The sequence below is a fragment of the Pseudoflavonifractor phocaeensis genome (genome assembly GCF_016901955.1).
GTDB classification, from domain to species: domain Bacteria; phylum Bacillota; class Clostridia; order Oscillospirales; family Oscillospiraceae; genus Flavonifractor; species Flavonifractor phocaeensis_A.
Genome location: NZ_JACJLC010000017.1, coordinates 1 through 13,226, shown reverse-complemented (window position 1 = coordinate 13,226; position 13,226 = coordinate 1). Strand labels below are relative to the sequence as shown.

The following is a 13,226-nucleotide window of genomic DNA, read 5'->3' as shown; positions in this document are numbered from 1 at the left end:
TCTTCTCCAATCTAATCGTGACTGTATTCTGCAAAGTCGATCCGGACGATCTGGAGGCGCATCGGTCCGTCGGCCAGCTTCGCCAGTAGTCGGTGTATAGGCCGAACCGCTGGATCATGAAGCGATTGATAGCCCAGCATATAGCCCCGACTGGAAACAGAAAAAAGCTGCGACCAGGGCTTCAGCTCCTGCCTGGCGTCCTTTATGGAGAAATAGGCGCCAACATCCTGAATACCCGCCTGCTTCACCCACGTTTTCAGCATCAATCGGACTGCCACTTGTCCAGCGGCATCAAAAACAAGCCGCCCTCCTGGGAATTGTTTTCCCTTTACAAATAAATTTTTCTCTCGCGTTCAATACATTGTCCCACAATAGATTGAGCGGACTTTTTCCTTGGAATTTTCCAGATTTGAAAGATTGAGCATGGTTTTCTCCTTTTTCTGTGCGTAACGCAGGGTTTGATATGCTTCACCGCCGGAATGATCCACATAGAACACCGCGAGATTGCTTCGACCCGCCAGCTCTCGGTTACAGATCTAAATGGCAAGCATCGGTGATGCGGACGGGGTTTGCAAAACGCTGTATCACTCTGGGTTGGAAAATTGCATATTACAGCAAAAAGGCGGGGTTGACACAGGAGTTTCTTGCTGAACGATGCGGAAAAAGTGTCAATTTCATTGGTCAGGTAGAAAGTCCGGGAACGATTCGGGGTGTTTCTCTGGAAACCCTGTTCAAAATCGCCCAAGTGCTCAAGCTCCAACCCTCCAAGCTGTTGGAGGATGACTGATCGAAACCGTTAAAAGATAGAATGGGAGCGTCCCATCGGACAGCTCTGATGAGGACGCTCCCATTTTCACTGATATGTGACAGCATCTATTTGGCATCAATCAGACGTCTCATCCGGTCTGTTGCCATAATTGCGATGATGCTTTCCGCAACAGTGGTGCCCGTCGTGCCCGCCGCAGCAGCAGTGGCCTTCCGGGTTCGAGGGGTCAAAATGAAGCAGATCAACTTTCTCGACAGAAACCTGAGTATCCATGGCGTTGGTATTCATGTATTCCTGCATAAAAACACTCCTCAATTGTAGATTGTATCATTTTTTCCCATTAGGGAATTATCATAACGCATGCAGTTAGTCATCGCTAATCGTCTCAGATTTTATCACACTATCACATCCATGTCAATTGGAAGTACCCTCTGAAGGGCAGAAATGTTTACACATGCACATGAGAATATAGGGAATGGATCTATTTCTTAAAACAATCAAAGAGGGATGGTCACTTCCTTGCAAATTCTCTCTACACTGCGCCTTTTTGAAGATTTATTGACATTGTGCCACAGGCAAAGTATTATATACACATACCCCTAATGGTACGGAGGTGTGAGAATGAGGCAATGCATGGACGCAGACAATTTGCACCGTCGTTTGAAGAAAATTATCGGTCAGGTTCAAGCAATTGACAGGATGGTCGATGAGGATGTAGCCTGCGAAGATATCCTATCCCAAATCAATGCGGCAAAATCCGCTCTGCATCGGGTCGGTCAAGTTGTCCTGGAAGGACACATCAAGCACTGTGTTCGAGATGGCATTGAGCACGGCGACCCAGACAAAACAATCGAGAGTTTTACAAAGGCAGTTGAGCGTTTTGCCAACATGCAGTAAGAACACAAAGGCAGCCTGTGGAGGCTGCCTTTTCTATTTCTCTTAATAAGCCCACACCTTTGTCTGGGGAAAAGGCCGTTGGGCCAGATTTCGGCTCTGGATCATGGGCCTGTCAGGGTTTCGGGTCTATCATCAATGGAATGTTGGAGAGCTTATGTTATACCTATCGGAACGCAGTTATTCCGTTGTGCACTACCAGCTTCTCGGCAGTCCATTGGCACCGCTCTGCTGCCTGACTGCCCGGAAGATTACAAATAAACGAGCTGCCGTCCTATCTGTACCATTCAATCATACAAAGGCTAAGGAGAAATGAGATACCATGTGGAAGTACACAGTAAAAGTCAACGGGATAATGTGTGGAATGTGTGAAGCCCATGTGAATGATGGCGTACGCAAAGTCTGCCCAGTTAAAAAGGTAAATTCTTCCCAAAGCAAAAACCAAACGGTGCTCCTCTCCGAAACAGAGCTTGACACGAAGATTCTCGGGAACGCTATCCGTAGCACAGGATCTGAGATCGGAACGATCCAAAAAGAGCCACACAAAAAAGCAGTTTGTTTGGTTTAATTTTCTGAGAACCAATCAAAAAAGAGGAGGAGGCCTAACAAGGTCTCCTCCTCTTTTGCGCTATGTCAAATAGCGGATAAGCCATTTATTACTTAACAAAAGACAACCGAATTCACATAGCATCATTGGTCACGAGCTTCCACCCTCATTTTTGTTACCTGCTCCATATGTGCCTGCACCGCAGCAAAGGATTTTTCACTGATCACATGCTCGATCCGGCAGGCATCTTCAGTTGCTGTTTGCTCATCCACACCCAGTTCCATCAGCATTTTGCTCAATACAGTATGGCGGGTGTACATGGTTAGCGCAATGTTCAGTCCACTTTCGGTGAGGGTGATTGCTCCGTCCTCATCCACATTTACATATCCGTCCTTTTTCAAAATGGACATGGCTCTGCTGACGCTGGGCTTGGAAAAACCCATCTGTTCACCGACATCAATGGCCCGCACATACGAATTCTTCTGTAAGAGAATATAAATGGTTTCCAAGTACATCTGGCCTGATTCGTGAATTGCCATACGCACCTCCATAATAGAACGAAAATCTTATTTATTATAACACAGGTATCAACAAATTCCAATTTTATTATTCAGAGCATGGTAACCCCTGACATACCGGAGTACATTGTATATAATCACGTCACGTGATTAGTTATCGCTAACTATCAGGTTTTTCATTTTGCGCTGTTCGGCTCCTATGGATGGGGCGATGGCGAATGGATGCGTAGCTGGGAGTCCCGCTGCAATGATGACGGCGCTAATCTCGTTTGTGACAGTGTCATTTGCAATAAAGCTCCGGATGATGACGCTCTGTCGGCTTGCCGAAATTTGGGCGCTTCTCTGGTCTGAGCAGAAAAAATACATCGTTCAGCATCAAATTAAGGTGGCCGGTATGGAGAAATTTCATGTTGGCCACCTTCCTCACCGCCCTGCTCATGGGGCGCGTGCAGAGGTTCCGGGGATCGCTTACCATGATTGGACACAGAACTGGAACAAAACCTCGTCAATTTTTTCAGTGGACAGCGCCAGCGTCTGGCGGTTGCCCGTGTACTGCTCCACGGCAGCCCCATCCATATCTTCGATGAGGCCACCTCCAACATTGACATAAAAAGCAAAAATGCCATTATGGGACAAGTCAAAAGGCTCGCCCGAAATAAAACCGTCTTTCTGATCTCCCCCGGCTGGCCAATGTGGCTGACTCCGATTAGATTTGTGTGCTTGTGGCAAGGAGTCATTTCCGAACAGGGTACCCATGAGGAACTGCTATCCCGACGGGGCGAATATGCACATCTGTGGAACGCCCAGCAGCAGCTGGAGGCTTGCAGAGAAAGAGACAAATAACCAGCGCAAAGAATCTCTGGAGCGGGCTTATTGTAAGCAGCGCCAAAATCATCCATTCTGCCCTTGACAAACCCGATAGGGTGAGGTATTATTTGTAGTGTCGTGGTTAGGAACTGCTAACCTCTTTTTTATGAACCCCGGTTACCTTGCACTAACCACAGCTTTATGACAGGAGAACAGGTGAAGATCATGACTTTGAAAGATGCTCAGGAAGGAAAAGAATACCTGATTCAGCGAATTGAGACAGACGATGAAGAACTGGACGCCTTCCTCTTTTCTCTTGGCTGCTATGCTGGGGAACCTATTACTGTGGTTTCTCATCTGAAGGGCGGCTGCGTCGTCTCCATTAAGGATGGACGATATAATATTGATTATCAGCTGGCAGAAGCGATCCTGATCTGATTTTCCTCGCAGCCCTGCCGGCGCCAAAATAGTTGTTTACTGCACATATAGGTTAGCATTAAGCAACCGCAGTGTGTTGTAATACGGTTTATATTTGATAGACTATCAGAAAGAGGAGGAGATAACCATGCGTATTGCCTTAACCGGCAACCCAAACTCCGGTAAGACCACCATGTACAACGCCCTTACCGGGCGGAACGAGAAAGTGGGCAACTGGGCCGGAGTGACGGTGGAAAAGAAAGAACACCCCATTAAAAAAGCCTATTACAGCGGAACAGAAGAATTGATTGCCGTCGATTTGCCCGGCGCCTATTCCATGTCTCCCTTCACTTCGGAGGAGAGTATCACCAGTTCCTATGTGCGCAATGAGCACCCCGATGCCATTATCAACATCGTGGATGCCACCAACCTGAGCCGCAGCTTGTTCTTCACCACGCAGCTGCTGGAGCTTGGCGTCCCTGTGGTGGTTGCCCTGAATAAGAGCGATATCAACGCGAAAAAGCAAACCACCATTGACACTGCTGCTCTCTCTGCTAAGCTGGGCTGTCCCGTGCTGGAGACCGTATCTACAGCCGCTGAGGGACTGAAGGCAGTGGTAGAGGCTGCGGCAGCGCTCAACGGCAAAGGTCAGAAGGCTCCATATCATCAGGGTAATATCGACTTGACCGATAAGAAGGTCGTGGAAGAAGCAGACCGCAAGCGTTTCGCCTTTGTCAACCAGTTGGTCTCGCAAGTGGAAAAGCGGAAGGTACTTACCCGCGAAAAGGGAACTGGAGATGCTATCGACGCTGTCCTCACCAATAAGTTTGTCGGCATTCCCATCTTTGCCGTGGTCATGTTCCTGGTGTTCCAGATCTCTCAGGTCTGGGTTGGGCCGTTCATTGCTGAGGGTTATGAATTTGCCAATGGCACCACCATTCCGGGCCTGGTGACCCTGATCGACGGTCTGAAGGGCTCTGTGAGCGAACTGCTGGCCGATGCCAACCCCCTGCTGACCGCTCTGCTGGCTGAGGGTATCATCGGCGGCGTGGGCGCTGTGGTGGGCTTCCTGCCCCTGGTGATGATCATGTACTTCCTGATTGCCCTGCTGGAGGACTGCGGCTATATGTCCCGTGTCTCCGTGGTGCTGGATCCCATCTTCAAGAAGGTGGGCCTCTCCGGCAAGTCGGTGATCCCCTTCGTCATCGGCACGGGCTGCGCCATCCCCGGCGTCATGGCCAGCCGCACCATCCGCAACGAGCGTGAGCGCCGGGCCACCGCGATGCTGACCCCCTTCATGCCCTGCGGCGCCAAGATCCCTGTGATCGCCCTCTTTGCCGGCGCCTTCTTTGACGACGCGGGCTGGGTGAGCTTTACCATGTACTTCACCGGCATCGTCCTCATCTTCCTGGGCGCCCTGCTGGTCAACAAGATCGCCGGTTACAAGAACCGGAAGTCCTTCTTCATTATCGAGCTGCCTGAGTACAAGGTGCCCTCCCTCTGGTTCGCCTTCAAGGCCATGTGCGCCCGGGGCTGGGCCTACATCGTGAAGGCTGCCACCATCATCCTGCTGTGCAACACCGCCGTGCAGATCATGCAGACCTTCAGCTGGAACTTCCAGGTGGCCGAGACCTCTGACAGCTCCATCCTGGCCTCCATCGCCGGTCCCTTCGCCTACCTGCTGGTGCCCATCGTGGGTGTCCTCAGCTGGCAGCTGGCCGCCGCCGCCGTCACCGGCTTCATCGCCAAGGAGAACGTGGTGGGCACCCTGGCCGTGTGCTTCGTGGGCCTGGAGAACTTCATCGACACTGACGAGCTGGCCATGATCGAGGGCTCCGGCGCCGAGGTGGCGGGCATCATCGCCATTACCAAAGTCGCCGCCCTGGCCTACCTCATGTTCAATCTGTACACGCCCCCCTGCTTTGCCGCCATCGGCGCCATGAACTCCGAAATGAAGAGCGCCAAATGGCTCTGGGCCGGCATCGGCCTGCAGCTGGGCACCGGCTACACCGTGGGCTTCCTGGTCTATCAAATTGGTACTCTGATCACCACTGGCGCGGTTGGCGCAGCCTTTGTACCCGGTTTGATCGCCGTGATCGTTTTTGTTGCGATTCTCACTTATCTTTGCCTGAAAGCTGATAAAGATCTGAAGCGCGAATACGCACTTGGTGGAGTGAAAGCCTGATGATCGACTATCTCATCATTGCGATTCTCGTGGCCATCGTTGGAGCTGCCGCTTTTTATGTCTATAAGGCAAAGAAAAGTGGGAAAAAATGCATCGGATGCCCAGACGGCTGCTCTTGCAGCTCTAAAAAAGGCAATGCACATTGCAGCTGCGGCGAGCACCGTTCATAGAATCTATGCCTTGGATCGCGGCTTTTCCCTTGGAAAAGCCGCGATCCTTTTTCAATATGGAGCAGGCGTCATTCTTTGCAAATAAATATAAGGAATCCACAGGAGCAGGAAAAGTCGGGCAACCCCATTGATAACCATCTTGCATACGGCTTCTGCATCAAGCAGTTAGAAACCACTAACCTTCTGTGCTCCATTTTTGTTCCCCTCATCAAACCTAAGGAGAAGGATGGTAATCGCTCTATAAAATCAAAACAGGCCACAGAAAGACTATGAAAAGTCAATTTATACGCTGTCACACAAAGGAGAAGTCCGTTGTTACCAGCTAGCCGAATGCTTTTCTGTTTCCCGCCCCACAGTTTCCCTTTCCATTAAAGCACTGTCGGAAGCAGATCTTGTCTATACAGACGATACAAACGGCATTCACTTGACGGAAAGCAGACTGGCTATTGCGAAAGCAGGAAAAGAACGGCGTCGGGTCTTGTGCGATCGTTTGGTCAGGCTTGGAGTTGATGAAGCGATCGTCTCCAGAGATGCGTGTGGGATGGAGCATGTACTCGGCAGGGAAATCTTTTTGCGCTAGAGTCACTAACACAATGAATGATGAGCATCGGTATATGTCCGTATTTAGAAACAGGTGTTAGATATGTTGATTGAGTATCTGCGGAGTAACGCCCCCGCATACACGAAATGGATCAATATCATGCCAGGTGTGCGTGTTTGTCAGTTTAAATTAACAGAATTATCAGAAAAGAGATTATTGACACTTCAAAAATATGAATCTTCCGATACATTTGAGGTTTTCTTTTGTCTGTGCGGCCAAATTACTGCCATGCCGGCAGGCATGGAATCACAGAAAATTGAAAAGCATCACATCCTCGTCCTTTCTGATGCATCTGATCTGCTGTCCTTAAAAATCAGCCAGGATCTGCATGGAATTTTGGTGGCAATTGATCTTCCGTCATTCCAGCAAGATCCGCCATCTCTCCTTCCTAGCTCAGGGCTAAGCATTGACCTTTACCGCCTAAAATCAAATTTAGCTGTACAGCATGGTTCTGTCGCTCTCTGCAATCGTTGTTGGAGTCAGGCAGTATTTGATTTGTGGGGATACTTACCGGATGACATGTTTTGCAGATACTGCGTCTTCAAAGCCTTGGAATTGCTATACATTCTTTCTGCAAAGAGTTTTCGTATGGAACGTTTGACAACAGGACCTGAGAATCAGCAAAACCCTCAAACCATCTTGCGTATACGATTATACCTGGAAACACATTTGTCCGAAAAGATTACGATTGCAGACTTAAGCCGCATGCTTTCTGTCTCACCCACCTATCTGAAAACTGAGTTCCGCCGCATATATGGAATATCCGTTCATCGCTGTCTGATCGATTTGCGTATGCGAAAAGCCGGCGAGCTAATTCTCTGCACAAACCGGCCCCTGTATAAGATCGCTCAGGATGTTGGCTATGAGGGGATGAGCCAGTTCAGTGTAGTGTTTAAGAAATATTACGGAACAACCCCTGGACAGTTTAAAAAAATGTCGAAAACCGGAATATAGTGTCCATTTAAATAATGACAATAAAAAACTGGACCGCTATAATTACAAAATGCTTAACTGTATCCCGAATCAAAAGGAGTGATTGCAATGAAACAGCATCGTTTCTGGGCCTGGGGTGCGGTCATCTGCATGATCATGGTCATGGTCACAGGCTACAAAAGAAAATAAGGGAAAGGAAGTATCACAATGAGTGTCTACACAAAACTGGCCTGCTTTGCCGGCGGTGCGTTGTTTGGTTCCTTTGGCATCAAGCTGCTGTCCAGCAAGGATGCCAAGAAGGCATACGCCCATGTTGCGGCCGCTGGCCTGCGTATGAAGGACTCGGTCATGGAAACTGCAACTACGGTTCAGGAGAATGCCGCAGATATCCTGGCCGCCGCCAAGGATTTGAATGAGGCTCGCGCCGCCAAGGAAGCAGAGGAAGCCGCCGTTTCCAATCTGGAAAGCGAAGAAGCCTGACATCCGCAGAGGGAGCCGCTTGCGGCTCCCTCTTTTCTTGAAGGAGGAGCTTATGAACGCAACGATTTTACATGAAAGTCGCGGCCGCATCCGGCTCAGGATTCGTCAAAAGCAGATGAGCCTTGCTCAGGCTGATCTTTTGGCGGCGTGGCTCCAGAGAAAGCCATGGGTCCGGCAGGTCACTGTTCACGAGCGCACCTGCTGTGTCATTCTCCATTATGATGGTATGCGTCAAACCGTGTTGGATGAGATCCGGCACTTTTCCTGGCAGGAGGCGGAGCAGGTCACTGCGCTGCCCGTACACAGCAGCCGAGCGCTCAACCGAGAATTTGAGGAGAAGCTGATAGGCAAGGTTCTCTGCAAAGCCGCCTGCACGCTGTTTCTCCCATCGCCCCTTCGGATCGCCCGTATCCTTTGGCACATGATTCCTTTCGTGCGGCGGGGGGTGCACTGCCTGCTGCGCCGCCGCATCAAGGTGGAACTGCTGGATGCCCTGTCCATCTCTATCTCCGCTTTCCGGCAGGATTTTGGAACCGCCGGAATGGTGATGTTCCTGCTGGAAGTGGGCGAGCTGTTGGAGGAATGGACCCGGAAAAAGTCTGTGGCAGATCTGGCTCAGTGTATGTCGCTGAATGTGGATCGGGTCTGGCTGCGCACTTCCCAGGGCGAAGTGCTGACCCCTGTATCCCAGATTCAGCCGGGGGATGCCGTGGTGGTGCGTGCAGGCGGTATCATTCCCATGGATGGTCTGGTACTGGAGGGCGAGGTCACTGTCAATCAGGCGTCCCTCACCGGAGAGTCTATCCCTGTGCCGAAACGCCCTGGTGGATCGGTTTATGCCGGAGCTGTGGTAGAGGAAGGCGAATGTGTGCTGGAGGTCAAACAGGCCTCCGGACAGAGTCGCTATGACCAGATCGTTCACATGATCGAGCAGTCGGAGCAGATGAAGTCTGCGGCCGAAAGCAAGGCCGCTAATCTGGCCGACAAGCTGGTTCCCTATACCTTTGCAGGAAGCCTGCTTAGTTTTGTTCTTACCCGTAGTGTGGCCAGAGCTCTTTCGGTGCTGATGGTGGACTTCTCCTGTGCACTGAAGCTGGCCATGCCTTTGGCCGTCCTATCCGCCATGCGGGAGGCAGGTCGCTCCCATATCACCGTCAAGGGCGGTAAATTTCTGGAGGCCGTGGCTACCGCTGATACCATTGTATTTGACAAGACCGGTACCCTGACCCATGCTTGCCCCCAAGTGGCACAGGTAATCCCCTTCGGTGGCAAGGAGGAACAGGAGATGCTGCGATTGGCTGCCTGTCTGGAAGAGCACTTCCCCCACTCCATGGCCAATGCCGTGGTGGAGGAAGCCAAGCGCCGCGGCCTGACCCATGAGGAATATCACTCCAAAGTAGAATATCTGGTGGCCCATGGCATTGCCAGCACGGTCAACGGGGAACGGGTTCTGATTGGCAGCGCCCATTTCGTGTTTGAGGACGAGCATTGCCGGATTCCGGAGGGAGAACAGAAACGCTTTGAAGCGCTGTCACCGGAGTATTCCCATCTGTATCTGGCTGTAGGCGAACAGCTGGCTGCGGTGATTTGCATTTCTGACCCGCTGCGGGAGGAATCCGAAGAAGTGCTTGCCACACTCCGTGAGCTGGGAATTTCCAATACGGTTATGCTCACCGGGGACAGCCATCGGACCGCTGCGGCCATTGCCGCTCAGGTTGGTGTGGACGACTTCCGATCCGAGGTACTTCCTGCGGACAAGGCAGACTACGTGGCCCGACTCCGGCAGGAGGGGCACACTGTCCTGATGGTAGGTGACGGCATCAACGACTCCCCAGCCTTGTCCGAGGCAGATGCCGGCATTGCCATCAGCGATGGCGCCGCCATCGCACGGGAGATTGCGGACATCACCATCGCTGCCGACAGCCTTTGGGAGCTGGTGGAGCTGCGTCGGATCGCTATGGCCCTCATGGAGCGCATCCAATCCAATTACCGCTTCGTCATTGGCTTTAACGGAACCCTGATTGCTCTGGGCATGGCTGGAATCCTTCCTCCCGCCATCTCGGCCATGCTGCATAATGCCTCTACTCTGGGTGTCAGCCTGCGGAGTATGAGCCGACTGACACGGGAATCAAAATCTCCTCAATATATGGATTTACAAAAGCAATAAAATTTTTGCTAGTGTTGATGAAAGCTTGTGCTTTTTTACACAGTTGCACACAGCTAACTACCTATGCTGTAATATCCATATAATGCGCAGTGCGTGATGCATAGTAAGTCCGATCACCGCTGCGCATTGTTTACAGGATATAGTTAGTTATTGCTAACTATCATGAAGGGAGAGGATACTATCAAGCTGTTTCGTTCAACCATGATGTTATCTGTAATACTTGCTGTTTTGTCCTGCTGCTCACTCTTTGTAGGCGTGATAGACCTTGCGCCAGATGAACTGTTGTCGGGAAATTTGGAGCAGTTGGAAATTTTCATGGTCTCACGCCTGCCCCGCCTTCTGGCAATCTTATGTACCGGTATCGGTATGAGCGTGGCAGGACTCATTATGCAGCAGCTGTGCAGCAACAAATTTGTGTCACCCACAACAGGCGCTACTATCTCCTCAGCGCAGTTCGGTATCCTGCTGGCGTTGCTGTTCATGCCTTCCTCCACTTTATGGAGCCGTGCTATTTTCGCTTTTACCACAGCTGTTCTGGGTACCTGGATTTTTGTTTGGTTCATTCAGCGAATTCAGTTCAAGGATGTGGTTATGGTGCCTCTGGTGGGCATTATGTTCGGCAATGTCATCGGCGGCGTCACCAACTATCTGGCGTACAAGTATGAAATGACCCAGGCCCTTTCCTCCTGGCTGGTGGGCCATTTCTCGCTGGTACTGAAAGGCCGGTATGAGATCGTCTGGCTGACGGTCCCGCTGGTGGTGCTGGCCTTCCTCTTCGCCAACCATTTCAACATTGTGGGACTGGGCAAGGATTTTTCCAAGAACCTGGGTGTCCCGTATAACCTGGTCCTCTTTTCCGGGCTCACCATCGCCGCCATGATCACTGCCAGTATCGTAGTCGTGGTTGGCGCAATTTCCTATATCGGTCTGATCGTACCCAATGTGGTGGCTATGTACAAAGGTGACAAGATCCGGGGAACATTGGTGGACACCGCTCTGTTCGGCGCCATCTTCGTGCTGGTGTGCGATATGATCGGCCGGGCGGTGATCTTCCCTTATGAGCTGCCCATTGAGCTGATCGTGGGTATTCTGGGGAGCTTGCTCTTCATTGCCCTGCTGTTTTATCGGCTCAAGCACGGCCGGAAGGCCATCTGCCTGGGTAGCGCCGGAACGGGCGGCTGTTCTACAATGCCCAACCTGAAGGGAGGTGCGAACCAGTGAATACTGCAGCCATACGCTCCAACCGGCACAAGCTGCTGATCCTGACGGCGCTCGTCCTTCTCTGTGGGTTGGGATATATGCTGGTAGAGGTCAGCTTCTCCAATCCCAAGCTGTTTGCCTATGCCATGAAGCTCCGTGCTCCGAAGCTTATTGTTATGCTCATCACAGCTTTTACCATTGGTGGAGCATCGCTGGTGTTTCAGTCCATTATCAACAACACCATTGTCACACCGTGTCTGCTGGGGATGAATTCCCTGTATACCCTCATTCACACGACAGTCGTGTTTTTCCTGGGCTCATCCAGTATCATTGCCTCCAACGCAAATCTGTCCTTCGGCGTGGATGTGATACTGATGGGTATCGCAGCTACTGTTATTTACAGTTGGATCTTCAAAAAGACGAGGCACAATGTGCTCTATGTACTGCTGGTTGGCACGGTCCTGACCTCCTTCTTCGGCAGCATCCAGACCACACTTACCCGGTTGATGGATCCCAACGAGTATGACAGCCTGCTCAACACCCTGGTTGCCAGCTTCAGCAACATCAATTCCGAGATCATTGTATTTTCCCTGATCCTTCTGGCGGCGGTCATCTTCGCGCTGCGAAAAGAGCTGGCTTTGCTGGATGTATTGACGTTGGGCAAGGAACAGGCCATCAATCTGGGAGTGGACTACGACCGCTGCATCCGCCGCCTGCTGCTGGGCGTGACCCTCTGCATCGCCGTAGCTACCGCTATGGTCGGACCCATCTCCTTTTTGGGGCTGATCATTGCCAACCTCTCCCGACAGCTGCTCAAGACCTTCCGGCACACCCAACTGGTGCTGGGCTCGGCCTTGTTCGGCATGATCGTGCTGGTAGGCGGACAGCTCATTGTTGAGCATGTATATTCCTACTCCGTACCGGTGAGCGTGTTTATCACTGTTGGCGGCGGCCTTTACTTCCCCTATCTCCTCCTGACAAGAAAGAAGGTATGACCATGCGCATACAGGAATTGACCAAACAGTATGACGGGAAAACCGTGGTGGACGGCGTGACCTTCGCTATCCCCAAGGGGAAGGTAATCTCTCTCATTGGCCCCAATGGCGCGGGCAAATCCACCGTCATGGGTATGATCTCCCGGCTGATCGCCCACGACAGCGGACTGGTAGACTTTGAGGGCAAGGACATCGGCAAATGGAAAAGCAAGGAGCTCTCCAAGCGCCTGGCAATCCTGACCCAAAGCAACAACATCCAGATGAAGCTGACCGTGCGGGAGCTGGTGACCTTCGGCCGCTTTCCCTATTCAGGCAACCGGGTCACCCCAGAGGATCAAAGGATCATCGACCGTGCCATTGCCTACATGGAGCTGGAAGAATTTCAGGATCGCTTTATCGACGAGCTCTCCGGCGGCCAGCGGCAGCGTGCCATGATCGCCATGGTCATCGCCCAGGACACCGAGTATGTGCTGCTGGATGAGCCCACCAACAACCTGGATATCTATCACGCCACCAACATGATGAAAATCGTCCGCCGCCTCTGCG

15 protein-coding genes and 2 pseudogenes are annotated in these 13,226 nt (G+C 51.5%); 13 read left to right on the top strand and 4 right to left on the bottom strand.

What is annotated here, in order from left to right; genetic code table 11:
- Window positions 1–11: 11 nt before the first annotated feature.
- A complete protein-coding gene (locus tag H6B51_RS05865) occupies window positions 12–266 on the bottom strand; it encodes a hypothetical protein (RefSeq protein ID WP_204882797.1) in 255 nt (84 codons plus the stop codon).
- Between the two features lie 197 nt (window positions 267–463).
- Here H6B51_RS05865 and H6B51_RS05860 point away from each other — a divergent pair, with 197 nt between their 5' ends.
- A complete protein-coding gene (locus tag H6B51_RS05860; RefSeq protein ID WP_335342114.1) occupies window positions 464–787 on the top strand; it encodes a helix-turn-helix domain-containing protein in 324 nt (107 codons plus the stop codon).
- 96 nt (window positions 788–883) lie between these two features.
- On the opposite strand, the gene H6B51_RS05855 is transcribed toward H6B51_RS05860, so the two are convergent.
- Window positions 884–1,066: a hypothetical protein gene (locus H6B51_RS05855; RefSeq protein ID WP_204882795.1), complete on the bottom strand. Its 183-nt coding sequence runs from the start codon at window positions 1,064–1,066 to the stop codon at window positions 884–886.
- 321 nt (window positions 1,067–1,387) lie between these two features.
- Here H6B51_RS05855 and H6B51_RS05850 point away from each other — a divergent pair, with 321 nt between their 5' ends.
- Entirely contained in the window at window positions 1,388–1,663 is a 276-nt protein-coding gene (locus H6B51_RS05850) for a metal-sensing transcriptional repressor (protein WP_204882794.1), read from the top strand.
- A 687-nt stretch (window positions 1,664–2,350) separates the two neighbouring features.
- On the opposite strand, the gene H6B51_RS05845 is transcribed toward H6B51_RS05850, so the two are convergent.
- Complete coding sequence (locus H6B51_RS05845; protein WP_204882793.1) at window positions 2,351–2,746, bottom strand: metal-dependent transcriptional regulator; 396 nt, start codon at window positions 2,744–2,746, stop codon at window positions 2,351–2,353.
- A 162-nt stretch (window positions 2,747–2,908) separates the two neighbouring features.
- On the opposite strand from H6B51_RS05845, the pseudogene H6B51_RS17640 reads away from it, so the two are divergent.
- Window positions 2,909–3,076: pseudogene (locus tag H6B51_RS17640) on the top strand (NADPH-dependent FMN reductase family protein); the annotation flags it as partial.
- Window positions 3,077–3,193: 117 nt separating this feature from the next.
- Here H6B51_RS17640 and H6B51_RS05840 read toward each other — a convergent pair.
- On the bottom strand, window positions 3,194–3,481 hold the full coding sequence (locus H6B51_RS05840) for a hypothetical protein (protein WP_204882792.1): 288 nt from the start codon (window positions 3,479–3,481) through the stop codon (window positions 3,194–3,196).
- Between the two features lie 276 nt (window positions 3,482–3,757).
- Between H6B51_RS05840 and H6B51_RS05835 the strand changes: the two genes are divergently transcribed.
- The 10 genes and pseudogenes from H6B51_RS05835 to H6B51_RS05785 form a co-directional block, all read left to right on the top strand.
- Window positions 3,758–3,970 (top strand): FeoA family protein, encoded by a 213-nt coding sequence (locus H6B51_RS05835; RefSeq protein ID WP_204882826.1) that lies wholly within the window; start codon window positions 3,758–3,760, stop codon window positions 3,968–3,970.
- A gap of 127 nt (window positions 3,971–4,097) precedes the next feature.
- On the top strand, window positions 4,098–6,134 hold the full coding sequence (gene feoB, locus H6B51_RS05830) for a ferrous iron transporter B (RefSeq protein WP_204882791.1): 2,037 nt from the start codon (window positions 4,098–4,100) through the stop codon (window positions 6,132–6,134).
- Window positions 6,134–6,304: a FeoB-associated Cys-rich membrane protein gene (locus H6B51_RS05825; protein WP_204882790.1), complete on the top strand. Its 171-nt coding sequence runs from the start codon at window positions 6,134–6,136 to the stop codon at window positions 6,302–6,304. The genes feoB and H6B51_RS05825 overlap by 1 nt, the downstream gene beginning before the upstream one ends.
- A 277-nt stretch (window positions 6,305–6,581) precedes the next feature.
- A pseudogene (locus H6B51_RS18450) lies at window positions 6,582–6,884 on the top strand (metal-dependent transcriptional regulator); the annotation flags it as partial.
- 63 nt (window positions 6,885–6,947) lie between these two features.
- Window positions 6,948–7,859: a helix-turn-helix transcriptional regulator gene (locus H6B51_RS05810; RefSeq protein WP_204882788.1), complete on the top strand. Its 912-nt coding sequence runs from the start codon at window positions 6,948–6,950 to the stop codon at window positions 7,857–7,859.
- A gap of 186 nt (window positions 7,860–8,045) precedes the next feature.
- Window positions 8,046–8,318, top strand: coding sequence for a DUF6110 family protein (locus H6B51_RS05805; protein ID WP_204882787.1), 273 nt, complete (start codon window positions 8,046–8,048; stop codon window positions 8,316–8,318).
- Window positions 8,319–8,370: 52 nt separating this feature from the next.
- Entirely contained in the window at window positions 8,371–10,485 is a 2,115-nt protein-coding gene (locus tag H6B51_RS05800; RefSeq protein ID WP_204882786.1) for a heavy metal translocating P-type ATPase, read from the top strand.
- Between the two features lie 162 nt (window positions 10,486–10,647).
- The gene (locus H6B51_RS05795; protein WP_204882825.1) at window positions 10,648–11,706 is read left to right on the top strand and encodes an ABC transporter permease; all 1,059 of its coding nucleotides are present in this window, start codon (window positions 10,648–10,650) and stop codon (window positions 11,704–11,706) included.
- Window positions 11,703–12,680, top strand: coding sequence for an iron chelate uptake ABC transporter family permease subunit (locus H6B51_RS05790; RefSeq protein WP_204882785.1), 978 nt, complete (start codon window positions 11,703–11,705; stop codon window positions 12,678–12,680). Before H6B51_RS05795 ends, H6B51_RS05790 begins: the two co-directional genes overlap by 4 nt.
- Window positions 12,681–12,682: 2 nt before the next feature.
- Window positions 12,683–13,226, top strand: a 544-nt coding sequence (locus H6B51_RS05785) for an ATP-binding cassette domain-containing protein (protein ID WP_204882784.1), incomplete at its 3' end; no start/stop codon positions are given.

Bases quoted from the DNA above. Each gene is read 5' to 3' on its own strand.
- H6B51_RS05795 (WP_204882825.1), top strand. From the start codon at position 10,648: ATGAAGGGAGAGGATACTATCAAGCTGTTTCGTTCAACCATGATGTTA.
- H6B51_RS05845 (WP_204882793.1), bottom strand. From the start codon at position 2,746: ATGGCAATTCACGAATCAGGCCAGATGTACTTGGAAACCATTTATATT.
- H6B51_RS05810 (WP_204882788.1), top strand. From the start codon at position 6,948: ATGTTGATTGAGTATCTGCGGAGTAACGCCCCCGCATACACGAAATGG.
- H6B51_RS05840 (WP_204882792.1), bottom strand. From the start codon at position 3,481: ATGGGTACCCTGTTCGGAAATGACTCCTTGCCACAAGCACACAAATCT.
- H6B51_RS05805 (WP_204882787.1), top strand. From the start codon at position 8,046: ATGAGTGTCTACACAAAACTGGCCTGCTTTGCCGGCGGTGCGTTGTTT.
- feoB (WP_204882791.1), top strand. From the start codon at position 4,098: ATGCGTATTGCCTTAACCGGCAACCCAAACTCCGGTAAGACCACCATG.
- H6B51_RS05835 (WP_204882826.1), top strand. From the start codon at position 3,758: ATGACTTTGAAAGATGCTCAGGAAGGAAAAGAATACCTGATTCAGCGA.
- H6B51_RS05825 (WP_204882790.1), top strand. From the start codon at position 6,134: ATGATCGACTATCTCATCATTGCGATTCTCGTGGCCATCGTTGGAGCT.
- H6B51_RS05800 (WP_204882786.1), top strand. From the start codon at position 8,371: ATGAACGCAACGATTTTACATGAAAGTCGCGGCCGCATCCGGCTCAGG.
- H6B51_RS05860 (WP_335342114.1), top strand. From the start codon at position 464: ATGCTTCACCGCCGGAATGATCCACATAGAACACCGCGAGATTGCTTC.
- H6B51_RS05855 (WP_204882795.1), bottom strand. From the start codon at position 1,066: ATGCAGGAATACATGAATACCAACGCCATGGATACTCAGGTTTCTGTC.
- H6B51_RS05850 (WP_204882794.1), top strand. From the start codon at position 1,388: ATGAGGCAATGCATGGACGCAGACAATTTGCACCGTCGTTTGAAGAAA.